The 22160-nt window shown below is 72.9% G+C and carries 21 protein-coding genes; 13 read left to right on the forward strand and 8 right to left on the reverse strand.

Annotation, left to right across the window (positions count from 1 at the left end):
• Window positions 1–92: 92 nt before the first annotated feature.
• Complete coding sequence (locus ACE1OA_RS11545; RefSeq protein ID WP_356608282.1) at window positions 93–1202, reverse strand: ferritin-like domain-containing protein; 1110 nt, start codon at window positions 1200–1202, stop codon at window positions 93–95.
• A gap of 184 nt (window positions 1203–1386) precedes the next feature.
• On the opposite strand from ACE1OA_RS11545, the gene ACE1OA_RS11550 reads away from it, so the two are divergent.
• From ACE1OA_RS11550 to ACE1OA_RS11580, 7 genes are all read left to right on the forward strand, one after another.
• Window positions 1387–2322: an AurF N-oxygenase family protein gene (locus ACE1OA_RS11550; RefSeq protein WP_361312257.1), complete on the forward strand. Its 936-nt coding sequence runs from the start codon at window positions 1387–1389 to the stop codon at window positions 2320–2322.
• Between the two features lie 29 nt (window positions 2323–2351).
• The gene (locus ACE1OA_RS11555) at window positions 2352–3125 is read left to right on the forward strand and encodes a TetR/AcrR family transcriptional regulator (RefSeq protein WP_432752739.1); all 774 of its coding nucleotides are present in this window, start codon (window positions 2352–2354) and stop codon (window positions 3123–3125) included.
• Window positions 3126–3135: 10 nt separating this feature from the next.
• Window positions 3136–3453 (forward strand): hypothetical protein, encoded by a 318-nt coding sequence (locus tag ACE1OA_RS11560; RefSeq protein ID WP_356608276.1) that lies wholly within the window; start codon window positions 3136–3138, stop codon window positions 3451–3453.
• 169 nt (window positions 3454–3622) lie between these two features.
• Window positions 3623–4978, forward strand: a complete 1356-nt coding sequence (locus ACE1OA_RS11565) for a C40 family peptidase (protein WP_432752740.1) — start codon at window positions 3623–3625, stop codon at window positions 4976–4978.
• Window positions 4979–5146: 168 nt separating this feature from the next.
• On the forward strand, window positions 5147–5512 hold the full coding sequence (locus ACE1OA_RS11570) for a hypothetical protein (protein ID WP_356608272.1): 366 nt from the start codon (window positions 5147–5149) through the stop codon (window positions 5510–5512).
• Between the two features lie 12 nt (window positions 5513–5524).
• Entirely contained in the window at window positions 5525–5920 is a 396-nt protein-coding gene (locus tag ACE1OA_RS11575) for a DUF6233 domain-containing protein (protein WP_432752741.1), read from the forward strand.
• A 346-nt stretch (window positions 5921–6266) separates the two neighbouring features.
• Entirely contained in the window at window positions 6267–7292 is a 1026-nt protein-coding gene (locus ACE1OA_RS11580; RefSeq protein ID WP_432752742.1) for an NlpC/P60 family protein, read from the forward strand.
• 225 nt (window positions 7293–7517) lie between these two features.
• On the opposite strand, the gene ACE1OA_RS11585 is transcribed toward ACE1OA_RS11580, so the two are convergent.
• From ACE1OA_RS11585 to ACE1OA_RS11605, 5 genes are read right to left on the reverse strand one after another with little or no spacing between them, the layout of a single operon-like run.
• Window positions 7518–8753 (reverse strand): styrene monooxygenase/indole monooxygenase family protein, encoded by a 1236-nt coding sequence (locus tag ACE1OA_RS11585; RefSeq protein WP_356608266.1) that lies wholly within the window; start codon window positions 8751–8753, stop codon window positions 7518–7520.
• A gap of 18 nt (window positions 8754–8771) precedes the next feature.
• On the reverse strand, window positions 8772–9398 hold the full coding sequence (locus ACE1OA_RS11590) for a GTP-binding protein (protein WP_356608290.1): 627 nt from the start codon (window positions 9396–9398) through the stop codon (window positions 8772–8774).
• Window positions 9399–9435: 37 nt separating this feature from the next.
• Window positions 9436–9858, reverse strand: a complete 423-nt coding sequence (locus tag ACE1OA_RS11595) for a DUF742 domain-containing protein (RefSeq protein WP_356780438.1) — start codon at window positions 9856–9858, stop codon at window positions 9436–9438.
• Complete coding sequence (locus tag ACE1OA_RS11600) at window positions 9855–10340, reverse strand: roadblock/LC7 domain-containing protein (protein WP_356608262.1); 486 nt, start codon at window positions 10338–10340, stop codon at window positions 9855–9857. Before ACE1OA_RS11600 ends, ACE1OA_RS11595 begins: the two co-directional genes overlap by 4 nt.
• On the reverse strand, window positions 10337–13309 hold the full coding sequence (locus tag ACE1OA_RS11605; protein WP_432752743.1) for a nitrate- and nitrite sensing domain-containing protein: 2973 nt from the start codon (window positions 13307–13309) through the stop codon (window positions 10337–10339). Before ACE1OA_RS11605 ends, ACE1OA_RS11600 begins: the two co-directional genes overlap by 4 nt.
• A gap of 362 nt (window positions 13310–13671) precedes the next feature.
• Between ACE1OA_RS11605 and ACE1OA_RS11610 the strand changes: the two genes are divergently transcribed.
• On the forward strand, window positions 13672–14463 hold the full coding sequence (locus ACE1OA_RS11610) for a hypothetical protein (protein ID WP_432752744.1): 792 nt from the start codon (window positions 13672–13674) through the stop codon (window positions 14461–14463).
• 13 nt (window positions 14464–14476) lie between these two features.
• On the opposite strand, the gene ACE1OA_RS11615 is transcribed toward ACE1OA_RS11610, so the two are convergent.
• The gene (locus ACE1OA_RS11615) at window positions 14477–14959 is read right to left on the reverse strand and encodes a MarR family winged helix-turn-helix transcriptional regulator (protein WP_356608256.1); all 483 of its coding nucleotides are present in this window, start codon (window positions 14957–14959) and stop codon (window positions 14477–14479) included.
• A gap of 222 nt (window positions 14960–15181) precedes the next feature.
• Here ACE1OA_RS11615 and ACE1OA_RS11620 point away from each other — a divergent pair, with 222 nt between their 5' ends.
• On the forward strand, window positions 15182–16018 hold the full coding sequence (locus ACE1OA_RS11620; RefSeq protein ID WP_356608254.1) for a lysozyme: 837 nt from the start codon (window positions 15182–15184) through the stop codon (window positions 16016–16018).
• 278 nt (window positions 16019–16296) lie between these two features.
• Window positions 16297–17178 (forward strand): lytic polysaccharide monooxygenase auxiliary activity family 9 protein, encoded by an 882-nt coding sequence (locus tag ACE1OA_RS11625; RefSeq protein ID WP_384875043.1) that lies wholly within the window; start codon window positions 16297–16299, stop codon window positions 17176–17178.
• 191 nt (window positions 17179–17369) lie between these two features.
• Here ACE1OA_RS11625 and lon read toward each other — a convergent pair whose 3' ends face one another.
• The gene (lon, locus tag ACE1OA_RS11630; protein ID WP_432752745.1) at window positions 17370–19781 is read right to left on the reverse strand and encodes an endopeptidase La; all 2412 of its coding nucleotides are present in this window, start codon (window positions 19779–19781) and stop codon (window positions 17370–17372) included.
• A gap of 130 nt (window positions 19782–19911) precedes the next feature.
• Here lon and ACE1OA_RS11635 point away from each other — a divergent pair, with 130 nt between their 5' ends.
• The 3 genes from ACE1OA_RS11635 to ACE1OA_RS11645 all read left to right on the forward strand — a co-directional run bounded on the left by ACE1OA_RS11635 (window position 19912) and on the right by ACE1OA_RS11645 (window position 22158).
• Complete coding sequence (locus ACE1OA_RS11635) at window positions 19912–20553, forward strand: GNAT family N-acetyltransferase (RefSeq protein WP_432752746.1); 642 nt, start codon at window positions 19912–19914, stop codon at window positions 20551–20553.
• A gap of 116 nt (window positions 20554–20669) precedes the next feature.
• Window positions 20670–21227: a hypothetical protein gene (locus tag ACE1OA_RS11640; protein WP_432752747.1), complete on the forward strand. Its 558-nt coding sequence runs from the start codon at window positions 20670–20672 to the stop codon at window positions 21225–21227.
• A gap of 265 nt (window positions 21228–21492) precedes the next feature.
• Entirely contained in the window at window positions 21493–22158 is a 666-nt protein-coding gene (locus ACE1OA_RS11645; protein WP_432752748.1) for a spermidine synthase, read from the forward strand.
• The last annotated feature ends 2 nt before the right edge of the window (window positions 22159–22160 follow it).

Raw genomic sequence — 22160 nt, forward strand, 5'->3', positions numbered from 1 at the left:
GAACGCGGGGTGCGCGGGGCCGGTGGCCGTGTGGCGGAGTGCCGGGGTGCCCCGGCGGTGGACACCCCGAAGTACGGGACCGGGTGGCCCTCCTACGCGCCCGCCTCGCCCTGCGCGATCGCCTCCGCGACCTCCTCGACCCGTTCCCGTTCCTCCACGGCGAAGCGCTCCCGGTCCAGGCGCTCCGCGATCTCCTCGTCCTGGGTCATCAGCAGGTCCAGGTTGGAGTCGCCGAGGTCGAAGACGCCCATGTCCAGGTACGCCTTCTGCAGGCGCGGCCCCCAGAGTCCGATGTCCTTCACGCACGGCACGATCCGGCTGAACAGCAGCTTGCGGAAGAGGTGCAGGAACTCGCTCTCCTCGCTCAGCTGCTCGGCCTCCTGCCGGGGGATGCCGAAGTTCTCCAGGACCTCGACCCCTCGCAGCCGGTCCCGCATCAGGTGGCAGCCCTCGATGACGAACTCCTCGCGTTCCCGCAGCTCCGCGTCCGACAACTGCCGGTAGTAGTCGCGCAGAGCCATCCGCCCGAAGGCGACGTGCCGCGCCTCGTCCTGCATGACGTAGGCCAGGATCTGCTTCGGCAGCGGCTTGTCGGTGGTGTCGCGGATCATGCCGAACGCGGCGAGCGCGAGGCCCTCGATCAGCACCTGCATGCCGAGGTACGGCATGTCCCAGCGCGAGTCCCTGAGGGTGTCGCCGAGGAGGCCCTGCAGGTTGTCGTTGATCGGGTAGAGCATGCCGATCTTCTCGTGCAGGAAGCGGCCGTAGATCTCGGCGTGCCGGGCCTCGTCCATCGTCTGCGTCGCGGAGTAGAACTTGGCGTCCAGGTCGGGAACGGACTCGACGATCCGGGCCGCGCAGACCATCGCGCCCTGCTCGCCGTGCAGGAACTGGCTGAACTGCCAGGCGGCGTAGTGCCGTCGCAGGTCCCCCTTGTCCTTCTCGGTCATGCGGTCCCAGTGGCGGGTGCCGTGCAGGGTCAGCACGTCGTCCGGGGTTCCCAGCGGGTCGTACGGGTCGACCTCCAGGTCCCAGTCGATGCGGGTGGCGCCGTCCCACTGCTTGTCCTTGCCCTTCTGGTAGAGCGCGAGGAGACGGTCGCGGCCGTCGTCGTACTCCCAGTTGAAGCGGGCCGAACCGGACGCCGGGACCGGCCAGATGGGGTCTTCCGGGGCTTTCGTGTAGAGGTCGCGCGTCGACACTGACGACTCCTTCGTTCACCGGAGGTGGTCCTGTCCGGCAGGCTGACACCTTGGTAGACATTCGGTCAACAAGTCGCGCACAGGGGATTGACGGGCTTACTGACGAGCAGTCTCATAAGAGGCGACCGCCGGTGACGGCCTCCCGTCACGCGACCGCGAGCCCACAGCGAGGTGCTCTCCAGCCATGACCGCACAGACCGAGCAGGACCTCACCCTCCTCAGGGACGCCCTCGGCCCCCTCCGCGACCGGGAGCAGGTCGCCGAGCGGCTCCTGGAGTCCTCCCTCAAGCACTCCTTCGACCCCGAGACCGAACTCGACTGGGAGGCGCCGGTCGAGGAGGGCAAGTGGTTCTGGCCGCCGGAGCTGGTGTCCCTCTACGACACCCCGATGTGGCGGCGGATGTCCGAGGAGCAGCGGATGGACCTCGCCCGCCACGAGGCGGCCTCGCTCGCCTCGCTCGGCATCTGGTTCGAGATCATCCTGATGCAGCTGCTCGTCCGGCACATCTACGACAAGTCGGTCACCAGCAAGCACGTGCGCTACGCGCTCACCGAGATCGCGGACGAGTGCCGGCACTCGATGATGTTCGCCCGGATGATCGAGAAGGGCGGCGCGCCCGCCTACCCCGTGCCGCGGATCTACCACAACCTCGCCCGCGTCCTGAAGACCGTCTCCACCACCCCCGGCTCCTTCGCCGCGACGCTCCTCGGCGAGGAGATCCTGGACTGGATGCAGCGGCTGACCTTCCCGGACGAGCGGGTGCAGACGCTGGTGCGCGGCGTGACCCGCATCCACGTGGTCGAGGAGGCCCGGCACGTCCGGTACGCCCGCGAGGAGCTGCGGCGCCAGATGGTGACCGCGCCCCGCTGGGAGCAGGAGTTCACCCGGCTCAGCTGCGGCGAGGCCGCCCGCGTCTTCTCGGTCTGCTTCGTGAACCCCCGGGTGTACGAGAACGTCGGCCTGGACCGCCGCGAGGCCGTGGCCCAGGTCAGGGCGAGCGGCCACCGCCGTGAGGTCATGCAGTCGGGCGCCCGGCGCCTGACGGACTTCCTCGACGACATCGGCGTCCTGCGCGGCCCGGGGCGGCGGCTCTGGAAGTCCTCCGGACTCCTCGCCTGAGCGCCACCCGGCAGAGTTACGCTGCGGGCATGACCAGGAGCCCCGTCCCGCCCGCGTCCCCCACCCCGGCCACGCCGACCGGGCCGGCGGCTTCGACGCCCGCGTACCGCCGGCTCAGCGTCGAGGAGCGCAGGATCCAGCTCCTCGACGCGGCACTGACGCTCTTCGCGCACCACGCCCCGGACGCCGTCTCGCTCGACGACGTCGCCGAGGCGGCGGGGGTCTCCCGACCGCTCGTCTACCGCTACTTCCCCGGCGGCAAGCAGCAGCTGTACGAGGCGGCGCTGCGCTCCTCGGCCGACGCGCTGGAGCGGTGCTTCACCGAGCCGCCCGTCGGCCCGCCGACCGAGCGCCTCGCCCGCGTCCTGGACCGCTACCTGGCCTTCGTCGACCAGCACGACGCCGGGTTCAGCGCCCTGCTGCGCGGCGGCAGCGTCGCCGAGACCTCCCGGACCACCGCCATCGTCGACGAGGTGCGGCGGTCCGCGGCCGAGCAGATCCTCGTCCACCTGAGCGTGGGGCGGCCCGGCCCCCGCCTGCGGATGATGGTCCGGACGTGGATCGCGGCCGTGGAGACCGCCTCCCTGATCTGGCTCGACGAGGAGAAGCAGCCCCCGGCGGAGGAGCTGCGGAACTGGCTGGTCGACCACCTCGTCGCCCTGCTCGCCGCGACCGCCGCGACGGACGGGGAGACGACCGAGGTGGTGGGGCGGCTCCTGGCACTGGAGACGCCTGAGGGGCCGGTCGGTTCGCTGGCCCGTCGGGTGACCCCCGTGGTGGGCAAGGCCGCACACCTCATATGAGACTGGTGGGGTGAGAAGCGAGAACACCCCCTTTCGCGGCGGCCCCCTGGACGGCCAGGCGCTGCCCGTCCTCGTCGGACCGACCGGACATCCGCCCAAGTGGTACGAGGTGCCGGTCCCGGACGACGCCGGCGGCCCCCCGACGGTCCACGCCTACCGCCGGGAGCCGGCCGGTCACACCAAGCGGCTCGGTCTGCAGCGGGGCTGGGTGTACGAGTACGCCCCCGAGGGCCGCGCACGCCACGAGGTGAGGTGGCCGTGGTCCAAGCCGCGGACCGCGCCGCGCCCGGCGGCGGGTCCTGGCGGACCGGAGTCGTCCGGGCCTTGACCGGCCGAACCGGCGGCGACTGACCGGCGGTGGCCGGGAGGTGGGCGGGGGCCGGACGGGTCGCCGCCCCAGCCGAACGAGTGAGCCCCTTGGGCCGTCTCGCCCATTCGTGGGGTTATCTACCGAATTGACCGACTCCCTCCCTCATCATCTCGATGGAGGTGATGACGTGTCAGGAAGGCTGCTGCGCACGGTCTGCACGGGGATGCTCGCGGCGACAACGGCCCTGACGGGCGCCCTCACAGGAGTGGGGCCGGCCGCCGCCGACCCGGGAGACCCCCCGGTGGAGGCCGCGACGGACGGACCGACGCCCCCCTCGGACCCCTCGGGCCCGGCGGGACGGGCCGACCCGACCGGACAGGCGGACCCCTCCCTTTCCTCCGGCCCCGCCCCTGACGGCGCCACCGGGGGCGGGGCCGGCTCCACCAGCGACGCCGCGGAACTCGCCCCCTCCGGCGGGGACTCCGTGACCACGCTCCTGACTCGGCTGCAGACGCTCTACCGGCAGGCCGAGCAGGCCACCGAGTCGTTCAACGCCACCGACGAGGCCCTGAAGACCCAGACCGCCGACACCCGGAAGATCACCGCCGGCCTCACGGCCGCCCGCAGGGCGCTGACCCAGGGCCGCGACGCGGCGGGCCGGATGGCGAGGGAGCAGTACCAGGGGCACTCGGAGTTGTCCTCGTACCTGGAGCTGCTGCTCGCCCGCGACCCCCAGCACGCCCTGGACCAAAGGCATCTGCTGACCCGCGCGGCACGCGACCGGGCGTCCGCCCTCGCCCGGCTCGAGGACGCGGAGAAGAAGGCGGACGCCCTGGCGAGCGCCTCCCGCCGGGCGCTGGACCGGCAGCAGACGCTGGCCGCGCGGCAGAGGAAGCAGCGGGACGACGTCCGGACCCGGCTCGCCGAGGTCGAGAGGCTGCTCGCGACGCTGTCGGCGGACCAGCTCGCGCGCCTGGCCGAGCGTGAGCGGACGCAGGCCGCGGGCGCGCAGCGCGACCTGCTCGACTCGGGCGTGCTGGACGGGACGCGGACGCCGTCCGCGGAGGGCGGGGCGGCCCTCGACTTCGCCGTCCGCCAGATCGGCAAGCCCTACTCGTGGGGCGCCGAGGGCCCGGACGCGTACGACTGCTCGGGGCTGACCTCGCAGGCCTGGGCGAGCACGGGCCGGGAGATCCCGCGGACGAGCCAGGAACAGTGGCGGACGCTGCCGAAGGTGGAGCTGAGCGAACTGCGCCCCGGGGATCTGGTGGTCTACTTCCCCGAGGCGACCCATGTGGCGATCTATCTCGGCGGCGGCCTGGTCGTGCAGGCCCCGCGCCCGGGCGCCCGGGTCAAGGTCTCCCCCATCGCGGCGAACCCCCTGCTCGGCGCGGTCCGCCCGGACCCCTCCGGCGTCCCGCTGCCCTCGTTCACCCCACCGGACCTCCCGGCGGGCGCCAGGGACGGCTCGGACGAGGGCTTCGACGCCGGGCTCGACGCCGCCCCCGACCCTGCCACCGGCACCGGCACCGGTCCCGGCTGAGCACGCCTCCCCGCCCCTGAGCCGCCCCCTCGCCCCGCCCTGCGGGCGGGGACGGCGACCGGCGCGGTCCGTCCGGCAGCCCACCGCCTCCGCCGATCGGGTGAGCCGCGCCGCGTGTGCGGTGGGTCTCACCGCCGCCAGTATTCGAACAGGCGTATCATTTCAGTCGTGGCTGATTCCCCCTTCCCGCAGGACCTCGTCGACGCCCAGCTCCGCCTCCACCAGGCCCGGGCCGAGTACGCGGCGCTGTGCCGCGCGCTGCCGTGGTCGGTCGAGCCGGCCGACGGCTGGCCCGGCACGAAGCACCCCCACACCGGCGAGATCACCGGCGGCCGGGAGCCCAGCCCCGGCTACACCGACGAGCAGAAGGCGGAGGTCGCCCGTCTCATGACCCTGGTACGGGAGCTGACCGTCACCGTGTCCACCCACCCGCACTGGGCCACGCTGGACGCCGGCGAGCGCATGGGGGCGCGGATGGCACTGAAGGAGCACCGCGCGGCCGAGGCGGCGCCGGTCGCCGACGCCGCGGCGTAGCGGGGGCGGGCCGTGCTGTCGATATCCGAGCGCCTGGCGAAGCAGCGCACCCTGCGCGACTGGCTGCGCTGGCAGCTCACGCAGACCGACCGGACGATCCGGGAGCTGGAGGCAGAGGAGAAGGAGGAGAAGCGCCGGAGGGACGTCGCCCGCGCCGAGACGATGTGGAAGATCCAGCCCGCGCGCGCGGTGGAGGGCGAGCCGATGCTGCACCGCGGTGGCTGCGGCCTGTACACGGGCGCCGGTCTGCTCGGGGCGGAGGAGGTCGTCACCGCGCTCCGCGAGTTCCCCGGCATGACGATGTGCGAGATCTGCAACCCCTGGGGCAGCCTCGCCGGCCTCGGAATCGAGAGGCCGCCCCCTCGACGGCTCCCCGGCGGTGGCGCCGTCCAGCGGAACGGGAGCTGACGACGAAGCGAGAGCGAGCCGAAGCCCGCCACATCTCCCGCACATCCCAAGGCACTTGGGGGGATCTGGTGGCAGTTGCCGTACTTGACGGCATATCAAGGAACGGACCGTCAGGGCACCACCACGCCGCGTGGGTCATGAGTAAAGAAGTGGCCCCCGTGTCGACATTCTTCTTGTGAAGATTGAACACATCACAGGATGGTCACTAAGCTCGAACCTTCGCGCGATCGATCACCCATCCGGGGTGACGGCGAAGGACCCGCCGCGTCCGTGACGTGCACGGAGCCGGGGATTCCGTTCCCCCCACAGCCCGGTAGGCGGCTCGAGGAAGAAGGAGCTCGCCTTCGTGGCGTCCCACCGTCGACCCAAGCAGCCGAGCCGCACCCGCGTGACCGTGCTCACCGCGACCGCCACAGCGGCGGTGGCGCTGTCCTCCCAAGCGGCCCACGCCGACCCCAAGCCGACCAGGAGCGAGGTCAAGGCGAAGGTCGACAAGCTCTACCACGAGGCCGAGGAAGCCACCGAGAAGTACAACGGGGCCAAGGAGCGGCAGGACAAGCTCAAGAAGCAGGTCGGCGCGCTCCAGGACCGGGTCGCCCGCAGCCAGGACGAGCTCAACACCCTGCGCGGCGAGCTCGGTCTGCTCGCGACGGCGCAGTACCGCTCCGGTGGGCTCGACCCGTCGGTCCAGCTGCTGCTCTCCTCTGACCCGGACAGCTTCCTCGACCAGGCGTCCGCGCTCGACCAGGTGACGGTCAAGCAGGCGGAGTCGCTGCAGAGGATCCAGGCGAAGCAGCGCACGCTCGCCCAGCAGCGCCGGGAGGCGCAGACGAAGATCGCGGACCTCGCCGAGGTCCGCGAGACCCTCGGCAAGAACAAGCAGAAGTTCCAGGGCAAGCTCGCCGAGGCCCAGAAGCTGCTCAACACCCTGACGGCCGCCGAGCGGGCAAAGATCACCGAGGACGAGCAGCGCGCGAGCCGGGCGGCCGGCGACCGGGTCGACCTCGGCAACGAGGTCCCCGCGTCCGCCCTCGGCGCCGAGGCGCTCCGGCAGGCCGCCACGCGGGTGGGCAAGCCGTACGTCCGCACGGCCACGGGGCCCAACTCCTTCGACTGCTCGGGCCTGACCCAGTGGGCGTACGCCCAGGCCGGCGTCCAGATCACCCGCACCACGTACACCCAGATCACCCAGGGAACCCGCATCGCGCGCAGCCAACTGAAGCCGGGCGACCTGGTCTTCTTCAGCAACACCTCGCACGTGGGCCTGTACGCGGGCAACAACACCGTGCTGCACGCCCCGTACCCGGGCGCCTACGTCCGCTACGAGTCGATGGGCACGATCGGCAGCTACCAGACCGCGGTCCGCATCTGACCCCGCCCGAACGGGCGTGGCTCCGCACCCCGCACCGACGTCCGCCTCGGCCGAGACCCACGCGTCCCGGCCGGGGCCGGACCTCGTTTCCCACACCCACGTCGGCACGTTCCGGCGGCGTCGGCAGGAGCCGGCCGCAACGTCGGGGCCGCCGCCCATGAACAAGGCGCCGCCGGTGGTCGATGACCAGCGGCGGCGCCCCTTCGACAGCAGGTCGGAGAACCGTCAGGCCCCCGTGACCGAGGCCAGGTAGGCGGAGGTCTTCTCCGGGTCGAAGAAGAAGTTCTCGAAGTCCGCCGGGTTGTCGAAGCCGTTCGCGAAGCGGTCCGCGACCGGCTGGAGCTGGCCCGCGGCGCCGATCAGGTTGAGGACGTGCTCCGGCGGGACGCCCAGCATCGCGTTCGTCCACTTCGTGACGTGCTGCGCGGTGTCCCAGTAGCGGTCGAAGGTGGCCTGCATCCACGTCTCGTCGAACGCCTTGTCGCCGTTCTCGACGATGGAGGCGAGGTACGCGGCCGCGCACTTGGACGCCGAGTTGGAACCCTGGCCGGTGATCGGGTCGTTGGCCACGACCACGTCGGCCACGCCGAGGACGAGGCCGCCGCCGGGCAGCCGGCCGATCGGGTTGCGCACGGTCGGGGCGTAGCGGCCCGCCAGGGTGGCGTTGGCGTCGGTCAGTTCGACCTTGGTGGCCCGCGCGTACTCCCAGGGCGTGAACTTCTCCATCAGCTCCAGCGTGAGCGCCAGGTGCTCGGAGGGGTCCTTGACGCCCTGGAAGACGTCGAGCGGGCCGCCGGGGACGCCCTCCCAGAAGAGGATGTCCGCGCGGCCGCTGGTGGTCAGGGTCGGCATGACGAAGAGCTCGCCGACGCCCGGGACGAGGTTGCAGCGCACCGCGTCGAAGTCCGGGTGCTCGGGGCGCGGGCCCAGGCCGTGGACGTAGGCGACGGCCAGCGCGCGCTGCGGCTCGCTGTACGGGGAGCGGGCGGCGTCGCGGCCGAACATGGAGACCAGCTCGCCCTTGCCGGCCGAGACCAGCACCAGATCGTAGCTGCGGGAGAAGTAGTCCAGGTCGGACACGGCGGCGCCGTGGATGACGAGCTGGCCGCCGCGCTGGGCGAAGGTCTCCATCCAGCCGGCCATCTTCACGCGCTGGTCGACGGACTGGGCGTAGCCGTCCAGCTTGCCGACCCAGTCGATGACGCGGGAGGAGTCAGGTGCGGCGACGGAGACGCCGAGGCCCTTGATCTGCGGGGCCTGGGACTCCCAGAAGTTGATGCCGAGGTCACGCTCGTGCTGGAGGGCCGTGTCGAACATGCACTGGGTGGACATGACCCGGCCGGACCGGATCTCGTCCGCCGTGCGGTTGGACATGAGGGTGACCTCGTACCCCTGCGACTGCAGTCCGAGGGCGAGCTGAAGGCCGGACTGGCCGGCCCCGACGATGAGTATCTTCCGCATGGCGGGGTTCCTAACGGGTTATTCAGGGGTGACTTCGAGGGCGTGCGAGACCATCGCGAGCAGGGACTCCACCACGCTGTACCGCTTGCGCGCGTCCATGATCACGATCGGTACGTGCGGGGGCACCGTCAGGGCCTCGCGGACGTCCTCGGCCTCGAACAGCTCGGTGCCCTCGAAGTGGTTCACGGCGACGATGTACGGCAGCCCGCAGCTCTCGAAGTAGTCGAGGGCCGGGAAGCAGTCCGTCAGCCGGCGGGTGTCGGCGAGCACGACCGCGCCGATCGCGCCGCGCACCAGGTCGTCCCACATGAACCAGAAGCGCTGCTGCCCCGGCGTGCCGAAGACGTACAGCACCAGGTCGTCGTCGAGGGTGATGCGGCCGAAGTCCATGGCCACGGTCGTGGTGAGCTTGTCGGGCGTCGAGGTGAGGTCGTCGGTCTCCTCGCTCGCCTGTGTCATCAGCGCCTCGGTCTGCAGCGGAGTGATCTCCGAGACCGCCCGGACGAAGGTGGTCTTGCCCACGCCGAACCCGCCCGCGACGACGACCTTGGTCGCGATCGGGGCGCGGGTGTGGTCCAGCTGCCAGTCCCGGGCGCCGTCCTCGGCCGCCGGTGCCGGCGGGCCGGCCTGGGGCTGGGCGGGTATGCCGGCGGTGGCCGGCGGATCGGAGACGGCGGAGGCGTCAGAGACGACGGAGTCCACTCAGCACCCTTTCGAGGAGCGCGCGGTCGGGCTGGCCGGTGCCGTGACCGGTCCCGTACACACGGATCTTTCCCTGGTCGGCCAGGTCGCTCAGCAGCACCCGGACGACTCCCAGCGGCATCTTCAGGAGCGCCGAGATCTCCGCGACGGTGCGCATCCGGCGGCAGATCTCGACGATGGCCCGCATCTCCGGCATCAGGCCGCGGGCGGGCCCGCCGTCCGTGAGCACCCTGCGCTCGGGCGCCGCTTCGAGGGCCGCCACGAACGTCTCGACCAGGAGTACGTGCCCGAAGCGGGTCCGGCCTCCGGTGAGCGAGTACGGGCGTACCCGCGCGGGGCGACGGGACGCCTCCCCGCGGACCGGCAGCTTGTGGGCATGGAACGCCGACGGCACAGACGTCACTGGGTGCTCTCCATCGATTTGCGCAGCTCGCTGCGGAGTTCGGGGGTGAGTACATGTCCGGCGCGACCGACGAAGAGCGCCATGTGGTACGCGACGACGCTCATGTCGCAGTCGGGCGTGGCGTGCACGCCGAGCAGCGAGCCGTCACTGATCGACATGACGAAGACGCTGCCCTCGTCCATGGCCACCATGGTCTGCTTCACTCCGCCGCCGTCCATCAGCCGGGCCGCGCCGATGGTGAGGCTGCCGATGCCGGAGACGATGGTCGCCAGGTCGGCGCTCGATCCGCGGGGCCCGCCGGGGCGGCCTGCCGTGGGGGTGGCGGCGCTCTGCGCAGCCGGGTCGGACGAGAGCAGGAGCAGCCCGTCGGACGAGACCACGGCGACGGAGCGAACCCCTGGCACCTCCTCGACGAGGTTGCCCAGCAGCCAGTGCAGGTTGCGGGCTTCCGTGCTCAGTCCGAATGTTCCGGTCGCAGTCAACTGCGTGCCTCCTCGACTGTGTCCCCCGTCTTCTCCTCGGTACGTGCTGTGGGTGCGGCTCCGTGCCGGTCGGGCGCGGGCCCCACCTCGGTCCCGGCCTCGATCTCGGCCTCCACGTCCTGGCGGCCCTTCTCGGCGCCACGGTGGAATCCGCCCAGTCGGCGGCGCAGGGCCTCGGCGTCGACACCGCCCGTGCGGGGGGTGACGGGGGCGTCCGCCTGCCTGACTATCTGCGGGGTCCGCTTGGGCAGTCCCTTGTCGGTGAGCCGCTGGGTCTGCCGCGCGGGCGGCTGCTCCTCCACGGCACGCTCGTGGCTGTCCGGCTCGGCCGGCAGGTCGGCCAGCCGGACCTGCAGGGTCGTCTCGGAGACCGGCTCCTCGGCGACGGTGGAGGACTCGACCTCCGGCGCGGACGCCTGGGCCGGCACGGTCGCGGGCGCGGGAGCGGGCTCGGCGGCCGCGGCCGCGTCGGTCGCTCGAGCGGGCTCGGCCGGTTCGGTGGTGCCGGCCGGTTCGGTGGTGCCGGCCGGTTCGGTGGTGCCGGCCGGTTCGGTGGTGCCGGCCGCCGGCGGGAGCGGTGCGGACACGCCGGACGCGGGTGCGGAGTCGCCGAGCGGGTCCGTCGCGGCCTCGGTGACCGGAGCCGTACCGGCCGTACCGGCCGCCTCGATGGCCTGTTCCGCGGCCTCGACGAACGGGTCACGGGCCCGGGACGGCAGGGTGTTGGAGTTCGCCTCGGCCACCGAACCCGGCAGGTTCAGGGCGGGCGCGGCGCCCGCGACCTGCACGGTCGGCGGGACGGCGGTCGGCGGGGCGGTCGGCAGCAGGGACGGCGGGAGGACGACGACGGCCGCGATGCCGCCCTGCTTCTGCTCCCTGAGTTCGACCCGTACGCCGTGCCGGGCCGCGAGGAGGGCGGCGACCCGCAGGCCGAGCCCCTCCCCCTCGGTGTCGGCCGGGTCCGCCTCGGCCAGCCGGGCGTTGAGCTCCGCGAGCCGCGACGCGGTCATGCCGATGCCCTCGTCCTGGACGGAGAGCATGACCTCACCGGACTCCAGGACCCAGCCGGAGAGCTGGACCTGGGCGTCGGGCGGCGAGAAGGAGGTCGCGTTCTCCAGGAGTTCGGCGACCAGGTGGCTGAGGTCGTCCGCGGCGAAGCCGGCGATCTGGGCGTGCGGCGGCAAGGACTGGATGGCGACCCGCTCGTACCGTTCGATCTCGCTGACCGCGGCGCGCAGGACGTCGACGAGCGGCACCGGGCCCGCGTGGCCGTGGACGTGCTCGTGACCGGCGAGGACCAGCAGGTTCTCGCTGTGGCGGCGCATGACGGTCGCCATGTGGTCGAGCTTGAAGAGGGTGGCGAGCCGGTCCGGGTCCTGCTCGCGCTCCTCCAGCTTCTCGATGACGCCGAGCTGGCGCTCCACGAGGCCGAGGCTGCGCAGGGAAAGGTTGACGAAGGTGTGCTGGACGCTGTCCCGGAGCCGGGTGAGTTCGGCGCTGAGCAGGGCGGTCTGGCCCTGGAGTTCGGCGCGCTGGGCGGCGAGGTCGACGGCGAGGGCCTCGCGGGCCCCGGCCTGGTCGGCCCGCTCGCTGTCGAGCTGCTCGGCGCGCAGGGCGAGCGCGGCCAGCTTGCCCTGGAGGGTGTTGAGGGACCGTACGACCTGGGCGAACTCGTCGTTCCGGCCGGTGAAGCGGACCGGCTCCTCGGTCTCCGGGGCGGCGGAGAGACGGGCGGCGCCGATGCGGAGGACGGCGAGCGGCCGGGTGAGGGTGCGGGCGACGAAGGTGGAGATGCCGACGGCGACCAGCAGGCAGCCGCCGAGGAAGGCGATGCGCAGTTCGAGGGCGGTGACGTCGTCGTCGCGGAGCTGGGCGAGCCGTTCCACCTGCTGGGTGGCGAGGGCGGACTCGACGCCGCGCATCTGCTCGATCCGGGCGGAGAGCGCGGCCTCCAGCTTCTCGGGGTCGGTCTTCCGATCGGACGTGCTGAGCTCGGGCTGGTCGGCGAGGCGGGTGAGGTAGCGCTCGGCGTTCTTGACGTCCGGGCCGGTGACCGTGGCCGCGAGGGAGTCGCGGGCGGACGCGGTGGCGGACTGGTCGAAGTCGGCGAGGGCGGCCTGTTCGCGCACGCGGGACTGCTGGGCGGCGGCGGTCAGGGCGTTCCGCTGCCGTTCGGCCTCCTCGGCGCCTTCGGCCCGGTCGGGCACGTAGGTGCCGCTGATCGGGTCGTAGCGGGTGCCGGTGGACTCGGGCTGGGGGACGGCGAGCGCGGCGAGGAGGAGTCCGCGGACGGCGGAGGCCTGCTCGACGGCACGGCCGAGGTCGCCGGGCGCGCGGGTGGCCTCGGCGGCGCGGGCGGGGGTCTTCTCGGCGAGCTCGTCGGCGAGCGCCTGGAGCTTCCCGATGACGTCGCTGTAGGCCCGGTGGGCCTCCAGGGCGGTGCCCTTGCCGGTGAGCGCGGTGCGCCGGATGGAGGTCAGGCCGGCCAGGTCGCGGCGGAGCTCGGTGGTCGCGGCGGGCCGGATCTCGTCGATCTGGCGGTCGACGCGCGCCGAACGCGTGCTGGTGACCTGGCGCTTCTTCTTGTCGTCGGTGTCCTGCTCGTCCCGGCCCGCCGCGATGTACGCCACGACCTCGTCGCGCTCGTCGGCGAGGGAGTGGGCGAGGGTGACCGCCTGGCGGTCCAGTTCGGCGAGGGTGACCAGACGCTGGGAGTCGGTCAGTTCGCCGGAGGCGGTGAGGACGGCGGGGGCGCCGGCGGCGAGCACGGTGACGCCGACGAGGGCGACCCCGGCGACCAGGCGGTTCCGGACGCGCTTGGGGCGGCCGACGGGCGGGGCCGCGGGTACGGCGGAGGCGCCGTCGGCGCCGGGGCCCGCGGCGTTGCCCGTGGTCAGCGGGTCACCAGGGGTCCGGCTCGGCGTGCCGTTCTTGGTCCGAGGCCGCTTCTTCTGCACCGGTGCTCGCATTCTCGACTCGTCCACCCATGAAGCAGGGGTGACGACCGGTCACCACTCAGAGCGCCCCCACCCCTGGTATGGCTCTCGACCATTCCAGCGCTTCTGGGAAGGGGACGCGCATCGGCCGCTCCGCCACCCGAACGAGTGAACAACACTCATGAGTTGGCAAACAACTCCCCATGGAGGCGGCCGAGGCCGTTCTCGGGGGGCCGGTTGGATCTTCCGCGCGGGCTTTGGCAGGATGCCCGCCCGCAGCTTCTCGGACGGGGTGGCTCCGCCCGGTGGGACGACGCCGACGGCTTGGTACAGGCCATATTCGGCCGTCTGGAGACGCTGTGAAGGAGTGATGCAGGCCGGGCAGACTGAGGATCATGCGCACCGAAGTGGTCACCCTCCCCGGCAGCCCCGAACGCCCCAATGAGGACTGGGCAGCTGCAGCTCTGCCGGGTCCCGGCGGCGGAGGGACGGTCGTGGCGCTCGACGGGGTGACTCCCCCGGCCGGTGATGACGGTTGTGTGCACGGTGTCCCCTGGTTCACCGCCCGCCTGGGTGGCGCTTTGACCGAACTGTCCGCTTCGCGGCCGGACTTGACGCTGACCGAGATCCTGGCGCTGGCAATCCGGCGCACCGCGGGTGCCCATCGCGACACCTGTGACCTTTCTCACGTGCGCACTCCCCAGGCGACGGTCGCCCTGGCCCGGTGGGACGCGGACACGGTCGAGCACCTGGTCCTGTCCGACGCGGCACTCCTCCTGGAGGCGCCGGACGGGGCCGCGCGGGCGGTGCTCGACGACCGCCTGGACCGCGTGCCGCCCGAGGTCCTGCGCTCGTCGGCGGCGACGGACCGGCTGCGCAACCGGGAAGGCGGCTTCTTCACGGCGGCGGCGGATCCGGCGGTCGCGGACCGGGCGGTGACCGGGACGACGCCCCGCTCCGGGGTACGGGCCCTGGCCGCGCTCACGGACGGGGCCACCCGCTGGGTGGAGCCGTTCGGGGAGGGTGACTGGGCGGACTGCGCCGGGGTGCTGCGCACGGAGGGGGCGGTCGGGCTGATCCGGCGGGTCCGGGCGCGGGAGACGGCGGACGGGGCGGCCGGCGTCACCCGGCGCGGGAAGCTCCACGACGACGCGACGGCGGTCTACGCCGTCCTCCAGGGCCCCTGAGGGCCGTCCGGCCTCAGGCCTCCGCGCGGGAGTTCAGCTGGTGCAGCAGCCGGGCCAGTTCGGCGACCTCGCCGCGGTCCCAGTCCGCGAGCTTGCGGACGTAGCGCCCGCGCCGGGCGTCGCGTACGTGCCGGAAGCGGTCCCGGCCCTCCTCCGTGAGCCGGACCAGGGAGGCGCGCCCGTCGGCCGGGTCCGGGTCGCGGGCGACGAGGCCGAGGTCCTCCAGGGCGCGCAACTGCCGGCTCATGGTCGCCTTGCCGACGCCGAAGTAGCCGGCGAGGTCGGTGGCGCGCTGCGGGCCGGCGTCGTCGAGCCGGACGAAGAGGCCGTAGGCGGCGGGCTCCAGTTCGGGGTGGACCTCGCGGGCCATCTCGCCCGACTGCGCGCGGGCACGGCGCAGAAAGACCGCCAGTTCGCGCTCCAGGGCGAGGAACTCCTGGTCCACACCACTCCTGGAGGCGAACCCGCCTTCACTCGCCGTACCGCTTCCGTGCACGTCAGCCCCCTCGCGCGGGTTTCCCGTCGCTGAAAGTTTCTTCCCGGCGGCGGTCATCGCCGCAGCTCCTCCAGTATTTCGCAGGAGTAGACCAACGGCAGCACCCGGACCCCCTTCCGCCGGGTGGGTCTACGTGCGTAGCGTCATCTCCGGCTCACTGACATGTTCACACCAGGGACCTGTCGACATCGCTCCCCCCACTGACCTGTTCGGAGGCACGCTATGCCCGCGCACAGATCCAGAACGACTCTCGCCGGTGTCGCCCTCGCGGCGCTCGCCCTCCTCCTCCCCGTCGCCGCGTCGGGCTCCGCCAGTGCGGCGCAGGACCCCGGCGCCCGCCAGGTCCCCGCCCGCGGGACCGCGTACATGGGCATGGGGGTCCTCCAGCACGACGGCCAGGGCGCGCAGCCCGGCGGGATCTCGATCCAGGCCGGCCAGACGGAGGGCGTGGACGTCTCCAGCCACCAGGGGAACGTGGCCTGGTCGACGCTGTGGAACAGCGGGGTGAGGTGGGCCTACGTCAAGGCGACGGAGGGCACGTACTACAAGAACACCTCCTTCGCGCAGCAGTACAACGGCTCGTACAACGTCGGCATGATCCGCGGCTCGTACCACTTCGCCACGCCCGACACGACGACGGGCGCGGCGCAGGCGGACTACTTCGTGAACAACGGCGGCGGCTGGTCCAAGGACGGCAAGACGCTGCCGGGCGCGCTGGACATCGAGTGGAACCCGTACGGCGCCACCTGCTACGGCAAGACCCAGTCCGGGATGGTCGCGTGGATCCGCGACTTCGTGAACCGGTACAAGGCGCGGACCGGCAGGGATCCGGTGATCTACACCGCGACCAGCTGGTGGACCCAGTGCACCGGCAACTACGGCGGCTTCGCCACGACCAACCCGCTGTGGATCGCGCGGTACGCCTCGGCCGTCGGCGAACTCCCGGCCGGCTGGTCGTACTACACGATGTGGCAGTACACCTCGACCGGCCCGACGGTCGGCGACCACAACCACTTCAACGGCGACCTCTCCCGGGTCCAGGCGCTGGCCAACGGCTGACGCCCGCTGCCGGTACGACGTGCCGACGGCGACGGGCGACCGCCGGCGACCGAGGGGCGCCGGCGGTCGGCCACGGGGGTACGGCGTCGGTCCGACGGCGGCCTCCCGGGTGTGCGACACCCGGGAGGCCGCCGTTCCGCGATTCCCCGATCCACCCCCTTGCTCATTGGTATGGACCAATGCGAGGCTCTGGGGCGGCGCGTACGGTTCCCAACTTCCGTGCGCTGCTCGGTCGTTGCTCGTCACGTCCTCCCCCACGCACGAGAGAGAGCCTCCGCATGCCGTCCCTCCGCGTCCGTCCCGCCCACCGTGCCGTCGCCGCCGGCGCCGCCCTGTCCGCCGCCGCGCTCGTCCCGCTCACCCCGTCCGTGGCGAGCGCGCACGGCGCCGTCTTCAACCCGGTGAGCCGGGTCGCCGCCTGTTACGCGGAGGGCCCCGAGACCCCCAAGTCGCAGGTGTGCAAGGACCTCGTCGCCGACTCCGGCACCCAGCCGCTGTACGACTGGAACGAGGTCAACATCGCCAACGCCGACGGGCAGCACCAGGCGCTCATCCCGGACGGCAAGCTCTGCTCGGCGAACCGCGCGAAGTACCGCGCCCTCGACTGGGCCCGCACCGACTGGCCCTCGACGGCGGTCGCGGCGGGCTCCTTCGACTTCCGGGTCCGGGTGACGGCACCCCACTCCGGGACGATGACGGTCTACATCACCAAGCAGGGCTTCGACCCCACCCAGCCGCTGAAGTGGTCGGACCTGGACGCGACGCCGGTGGCCACGTACGCCACGACGCGGACGTCGGCGGACGGCTACTACCACTTCACCGGGCAGCTGCCGGCCCGGACCGGACGCCACATCGTGTACAAGGTCTGGCAGCGCAGCGACAGCCCGGAGGCCTTCTACAGCTGCTCGGACGTCACCTTCGGCGGCGGGGCGACGGCGGCCGTGGCGCCGACCGAGTCGAAGATCGCGGCCGGGGCCGAGCGCTCGACGGTGAGTCACGCGGGCCACGGCGGTGACGAGCGGCCCCCGGCCTTGTCGGCCGACACCGCCGGTGCCGCCGGCTCCCCGCTCCCCCTGGCCCTCACGGGCGCGGGCGCCCTGACCGCGTTCGCGGTGAGCGGCCTGCTCCTGTCGCGCCGCCGCCCGTCCCGGGAGTCCTGACCCGCCCGGGCGGGGATCCCGCCGGGCCGGTCCCGCGGGCCGTGGGCCGTGGGTCGCGGGCCATGCGTCGTGGGCCGTGGGTCGCGGGCCATGCGTCGCGGGCCCGGCCGTGGGTCGGGGTCGCCGCCGGCGAACGGCGGTGGGGCACCCCCCGAGGGAGTGCCCCACCGCCGTCGCGCGCGGGCGGACCGTCAGGCCGCCGCGCTCACCGGCACCTCGGCCGGGGTCAGGGCGATCTCCAGCACCTGACGGACGTCGGTCACCGGGTGGACCTCCAGCTTCTCCAGGATCTCCGCCGGGACGTCGTCCAGGTCGGCCTCGTTCCGCTTGGGGATCACGACCGTCGTCACGCCCGCCCGGTGGGCCGCCAGCAGCTTCTGCTTCAGGCCGCCGATCGGCAGGACCCGCCCGGTCAGCGACACCTCACCGGTCATCGCCACGTCCGTGCGCACCAGCCGGCCGGAGAGCAGCGAGGCCAGCGCGGTCGTCATCGTGATGCCCGCGCTCGGTCCGTCCTTCGGGACCGCGCCCGCCGGGAAGTGGATGTGCACGCCCCGGTCCTTCAGGCCGGTCACGGGCAGCTCCAGTTCCGCGCCGTGGGAGCGGAGGAAGGAGAGCGCGATCTGCGCGGACTCCTTCATCACGTCGCCCAGCTGGCCGGTCAGGGTCAGGCCCGCCGCGCCGGTCTCGGGGTCGGCCAGCGACGCCTCGACGAACAGGACGTCGCCGCCCGCACCCGTCACGGCCAGCCCGGTGGCCACACCCGGCACGGACGTGCGGCGCTCGGCCGGGTCCTGCGCCGACTCCGGCACGTGGTGGGGCCGCCCGATCAGCGTGCGCAGGTCGTCCGGCGCGATGCTGAAGGGCAGTTCCCGGTCGCCGAGTTCGTGCTGCGCCGCGACCTTCCGCAGCAGCCGCGCGATCGCCCGCTCCAGGGTGCGGACGCCCGCCTCACGGGTGTACTCGCCGGCCAGGCTGCGCAGGGCGGCGTCCTCCAGGACGACCTCGCCGGGCTCCAGTCCCGCACGCTCAAGCTGCCGGGGCAGCAGGTGGTCACGGGCGATGACGACCTTCTCGTCCTCCGTGTACCCGTCGAGCCGCACCAGTTCCATGCGGTCGAGCAGCGCCTCCGGGATGGCCTCCAGAACGTTCGCCGTCGCCAGGAAGACGACGTCGGAGAGGTCGAGTTCGACCTCCAGGTAGTGGTCGCGGAAGGTGTGGTTCTGGGCCGGGTCCAGGACTTCGAGGAGGGCCGCGGCCGGGTCGCCGCGGAAGTCCGAGCCGACCTTGTCGATCTCGTCCAGCAGGACCACCGGGTTCATCGACCCGGCCTCCTTGATCGCCCGGACGATCCGGCCCGCCTGCGCGCCCACGTAGGTGCGCCGGTGCCCGCGGATCTCGGCCTCGTCCCGTACGCCGCCGAGTGCGACGCGGACGAAGGACCGGCCCATCGCGTGGGCGACGGACTCGCCGAGCGACGTCTTTCCCACTCCGGGCGGCCCGACGAGGGCGAGCACGGCGCCGCCGCGCCGGCCGCCGACCACACCGAGGCCGCGCTCGGAGCGCCGCTTGCGTACCGCGAGGTACTCGGTGATCCGCTCCTTCACGTCCTCCAGGCCCGCGTGCTCGGCGTCGAGGACGGCCTTGGCGCCCTGGATGTCGTACCGGTCCTCGGTCCGCTCGTTCCACGGCAGTTCGAGGACGGTGTCGAGCCAGGTGCGGATCCAGGAGCCCTCCGGGGACTGGTCGCTGGACCGCTCCAGCTTCTCGACCTCCTTGAGGGCGGCCTCCCGGACCTTCTCGGGCAGGTCGGCCGCCTCCACGCGGGCACGGTAGTCGTCGGACTCGTCGCCCTCGCTCTCGCCGTTGAGCTCGCGCAGCTCCTTGCGTACGGCGTCGAGCTGGCGGCGCAGCAGGAACTCGCGCTGCTGCTTGTCGACGCCCTCCTGGACGTCCTTGGCGATGGTCTCGGCGACGTCCTGCTCGGCCAGGTGCTCGCGCAGCTGGGCGGTGGCGAGCTTGAGCCGGGCGACCGGGTCGGCCGTCTCCAGCAGTTCCACCTTCTGCTCGACGGAGAGGAAGGGCGAGTAGCCGGAGTTGTCGGCGAGCGCCGAGACGCCGTCGATCTGCTGCACGCGGTCCACGACCTGCCACGCGCCGCGCTTCTTGAGCCAGCTGGTGGCCAGCGCCTTGTACTCCTTGACCAGATCGGTCACGGCGCCGGGCAGCGGGTCGGGCAGGACCTCCTCGACGACGGCGCCCTCGACCCACAGGGCCGCGCCGGGGCCGGTCGTCCCCGCGCCGATCCTGACGCGGCCGCGGCCGCGGATCAGCGCGCCGGGGTCGCCGTCGGACAGCCTTCCGACCTGCTCGACGGTGCCGAGGACGCCGGTCCCCGCGTAGGTGCCGTCGACACGGGGCACCAGGAGGACCCTGGGCTTGCCGCTGCCGGAGCGCGCGGCGGCCTGGGCGGCCTCCACCGCGGCGCGGACGTCGTTGTCGGACAGGTCGAGCGGAACCACCATGCCGGGCAGCACGACTTCGTCGTCGAGCGGCAGCACAGGCAGTGTCAGCGTCGAGTACTCCGTGGACTCAGGAGCCATGATCTCCCCTTCGGCAGTCAAGTTGAGCTATGTCGACTCAATGCAGGGGGGCCCGCGAATGTTCCCCAGGCCGCGTTCGCTCTGAGCGATCACTCCCCCGCTCGCCGTGAACAGCGGATGTAATGACTGGATGGATATGGGAGCTATTACATCCGCATGGGTGGCCGGCTGGACCGTCTCCCGCGGCACACCCCCCGCCGTCGCGCGGCCGTGGGGCTACCGGATCGACGTGGGCCTGCCGAAGCACGTCCTGCGCCACGTGCTGCCGGCGCCCGACGCCTCCTCGGTGGGCCGGCTGTGCGCGGAGATCACCGAGCCGTACACCTGGCTGAAGGTCATGGCGGCGCCGGAGGACGTCGCCGGATGGATCACACCGGGATGGACCGTGCCCGACGATCCGGGCTTCATGATGTGCAAGCGGCTGCACCCCGCCGGGCCGGAGAGCCGGCCGCCCGTCCCGGACGGGTACACGCGGACGACGGAGACCCGGGACGGTGTGGTCCGGGTCAGGATCCTCGCCCCGGACGGCACCCTGGCCGCGCGCGGCCAGATCGCCCCCACGGGGGAGACGGCGGTCGCCGACCAGATCGAGACCGACCCCCGCCACCGCCGCCGCGGCCTCGGCGCCCAGGTCATGCACACGTTGGAGGCGGCCGCCGCCCGGGCCGGCGCGGTGACGGGTGTCCTGTCGGCGACGACGGACGGGCTGGGGCTGTACACGTCGCTGGGCTGGCGGTACGAGGGGCCCCTGACCGGGATCGTCCGCGACTGACACGGCGGCCGCGAGCGACGGGAGCCGACCCGCGCCCGGCCCCGGCGGGGCGGGCCGGCCGACCACGGCGTGCCGCGCCCTGGTCAAGCGGAACCGGGGCGGGCATGATCGGCTGCATGGCGACCGGGAGCACGAGGGGCAGGCGGTACACGGCAGGCCGGTGGGCCGCGACCGCGGTACTGGTGACACTGACGGCACTCGCCGGCTGCGGGCCGGACACGCCGCCGGCCCCGTCCGCCCCGACGCCCGGTACGAGCACCGCGCCGCCGCCGACCTCGCCCCCGTCGCCCTCACCGGACGGCACCTCGAAGAACAGCGAGGAGCCCGCGCCCCAGGAGGTGCTGGTCGAGCTGAACGTCACCGGCGGCTTCGCCGGCGTGCAGAACCAGCTGATCGTGCGCTACGACGGCTCGTACACGACCCGTTCCGGCACCAAGCCGCCGCGCACCGGGCGGATGGAACCGGCCGAGGTCGGCGAGCTGCGCGCCGCCCTGGAGGACCCCGCCTTCGCCGCGGTGCCCGCCCGGCCGACCGGCGCGCCGGTGCACGACGGCTTCCAGTACGTCGTCACGTACCGGTACCGGGTCGTCGTCGCCACCGACGGAGACCGGCCGCCCGCCCTGCGGCGGGTGTTCTCGGCACTGCCGGGCGGCGGGCCGCCGACCGCCCCCTGACCCGGGCGGGAACCGGCGGAGCCGCCGCGAACTGCACCGGATCGAGTGGTACGTGACGCGCCGGGGCCCCGCGTCCGTGGCGTCACCTCCCCGCCCCCGACCGCGGCGCCGGGCCCGCCACGTACGGCTCCGGCGCCCCTCGGGGCCGTTCCGCGCCACCGCCCGCCGCGACGGGCGCCCGGAAAGGTGGTTGTCCCGGCCGTCCCCGCCCGGCGAGGATGGCCGGACGTCGTCCCGCCGAGCCGAGACCGGAGTGAACGCCACCATGCCGACCCCCGTCACACTCGACCGCCGCGAAGGCCCCTACGGGGAGGTGGTCCTGCGCCGCCGCGACGACCACTACGAGATCATCGCCAACGGCACGTTCCTGATGGACACCTCCGACGGCCGCTCCGAGCGACTGCTGGTCGACGCCGCGATGGACGCCCTCGGCGGGCGCCCGGGGGCCTCCGTGCTGATCGGCGGTCTGGGCGTCGGCTTCTCCCTCGCGCACGCGGCCGCCGACCCGCGCTGGGGCCGGATCGTGGTGGTCGAGCGGGAGCAGGCCATCATCGACTGGCACCGCGAGGGCCCCTTGGCCGCCCTGTCCGGCGAGGCGCTGGGCGATCCGCGCAGCGTGATCCTGCACACGGATCTCGTGGAGTACCTCTGGACCTCCCCCGACAGCTACGACGCACTCTGTCTGGACATCGACAACGGACCGGACTGGACCGTCACCGAGGACAACGAACACCTCTACTCCGCCTCGGGGTTGGCGGCCTGCGCGGCCCGGCTGAACCCCGGTGGAATCCTCGCCGTGTGGTCCGCCCGACCGTCGGCCGATTTCGAGGAGTCCTTGCGGAATGCCGGATTCAACGGGGTACGGACGGAAGAGATCCCCGTTGCCCGGGGCGTCCCGGACGTGGTGCACCTCGCCGTACGTCCTGCGTAGCC

The sequence above is a fragment of the Streptomyces sp. JL2001 genome (genome assembly GCF_050917515.1).
GTDB lineage: Bacteria > Actinomycetota > Actinomycetes > Streptomycetales > Streptomycetaceae > Streptomyces.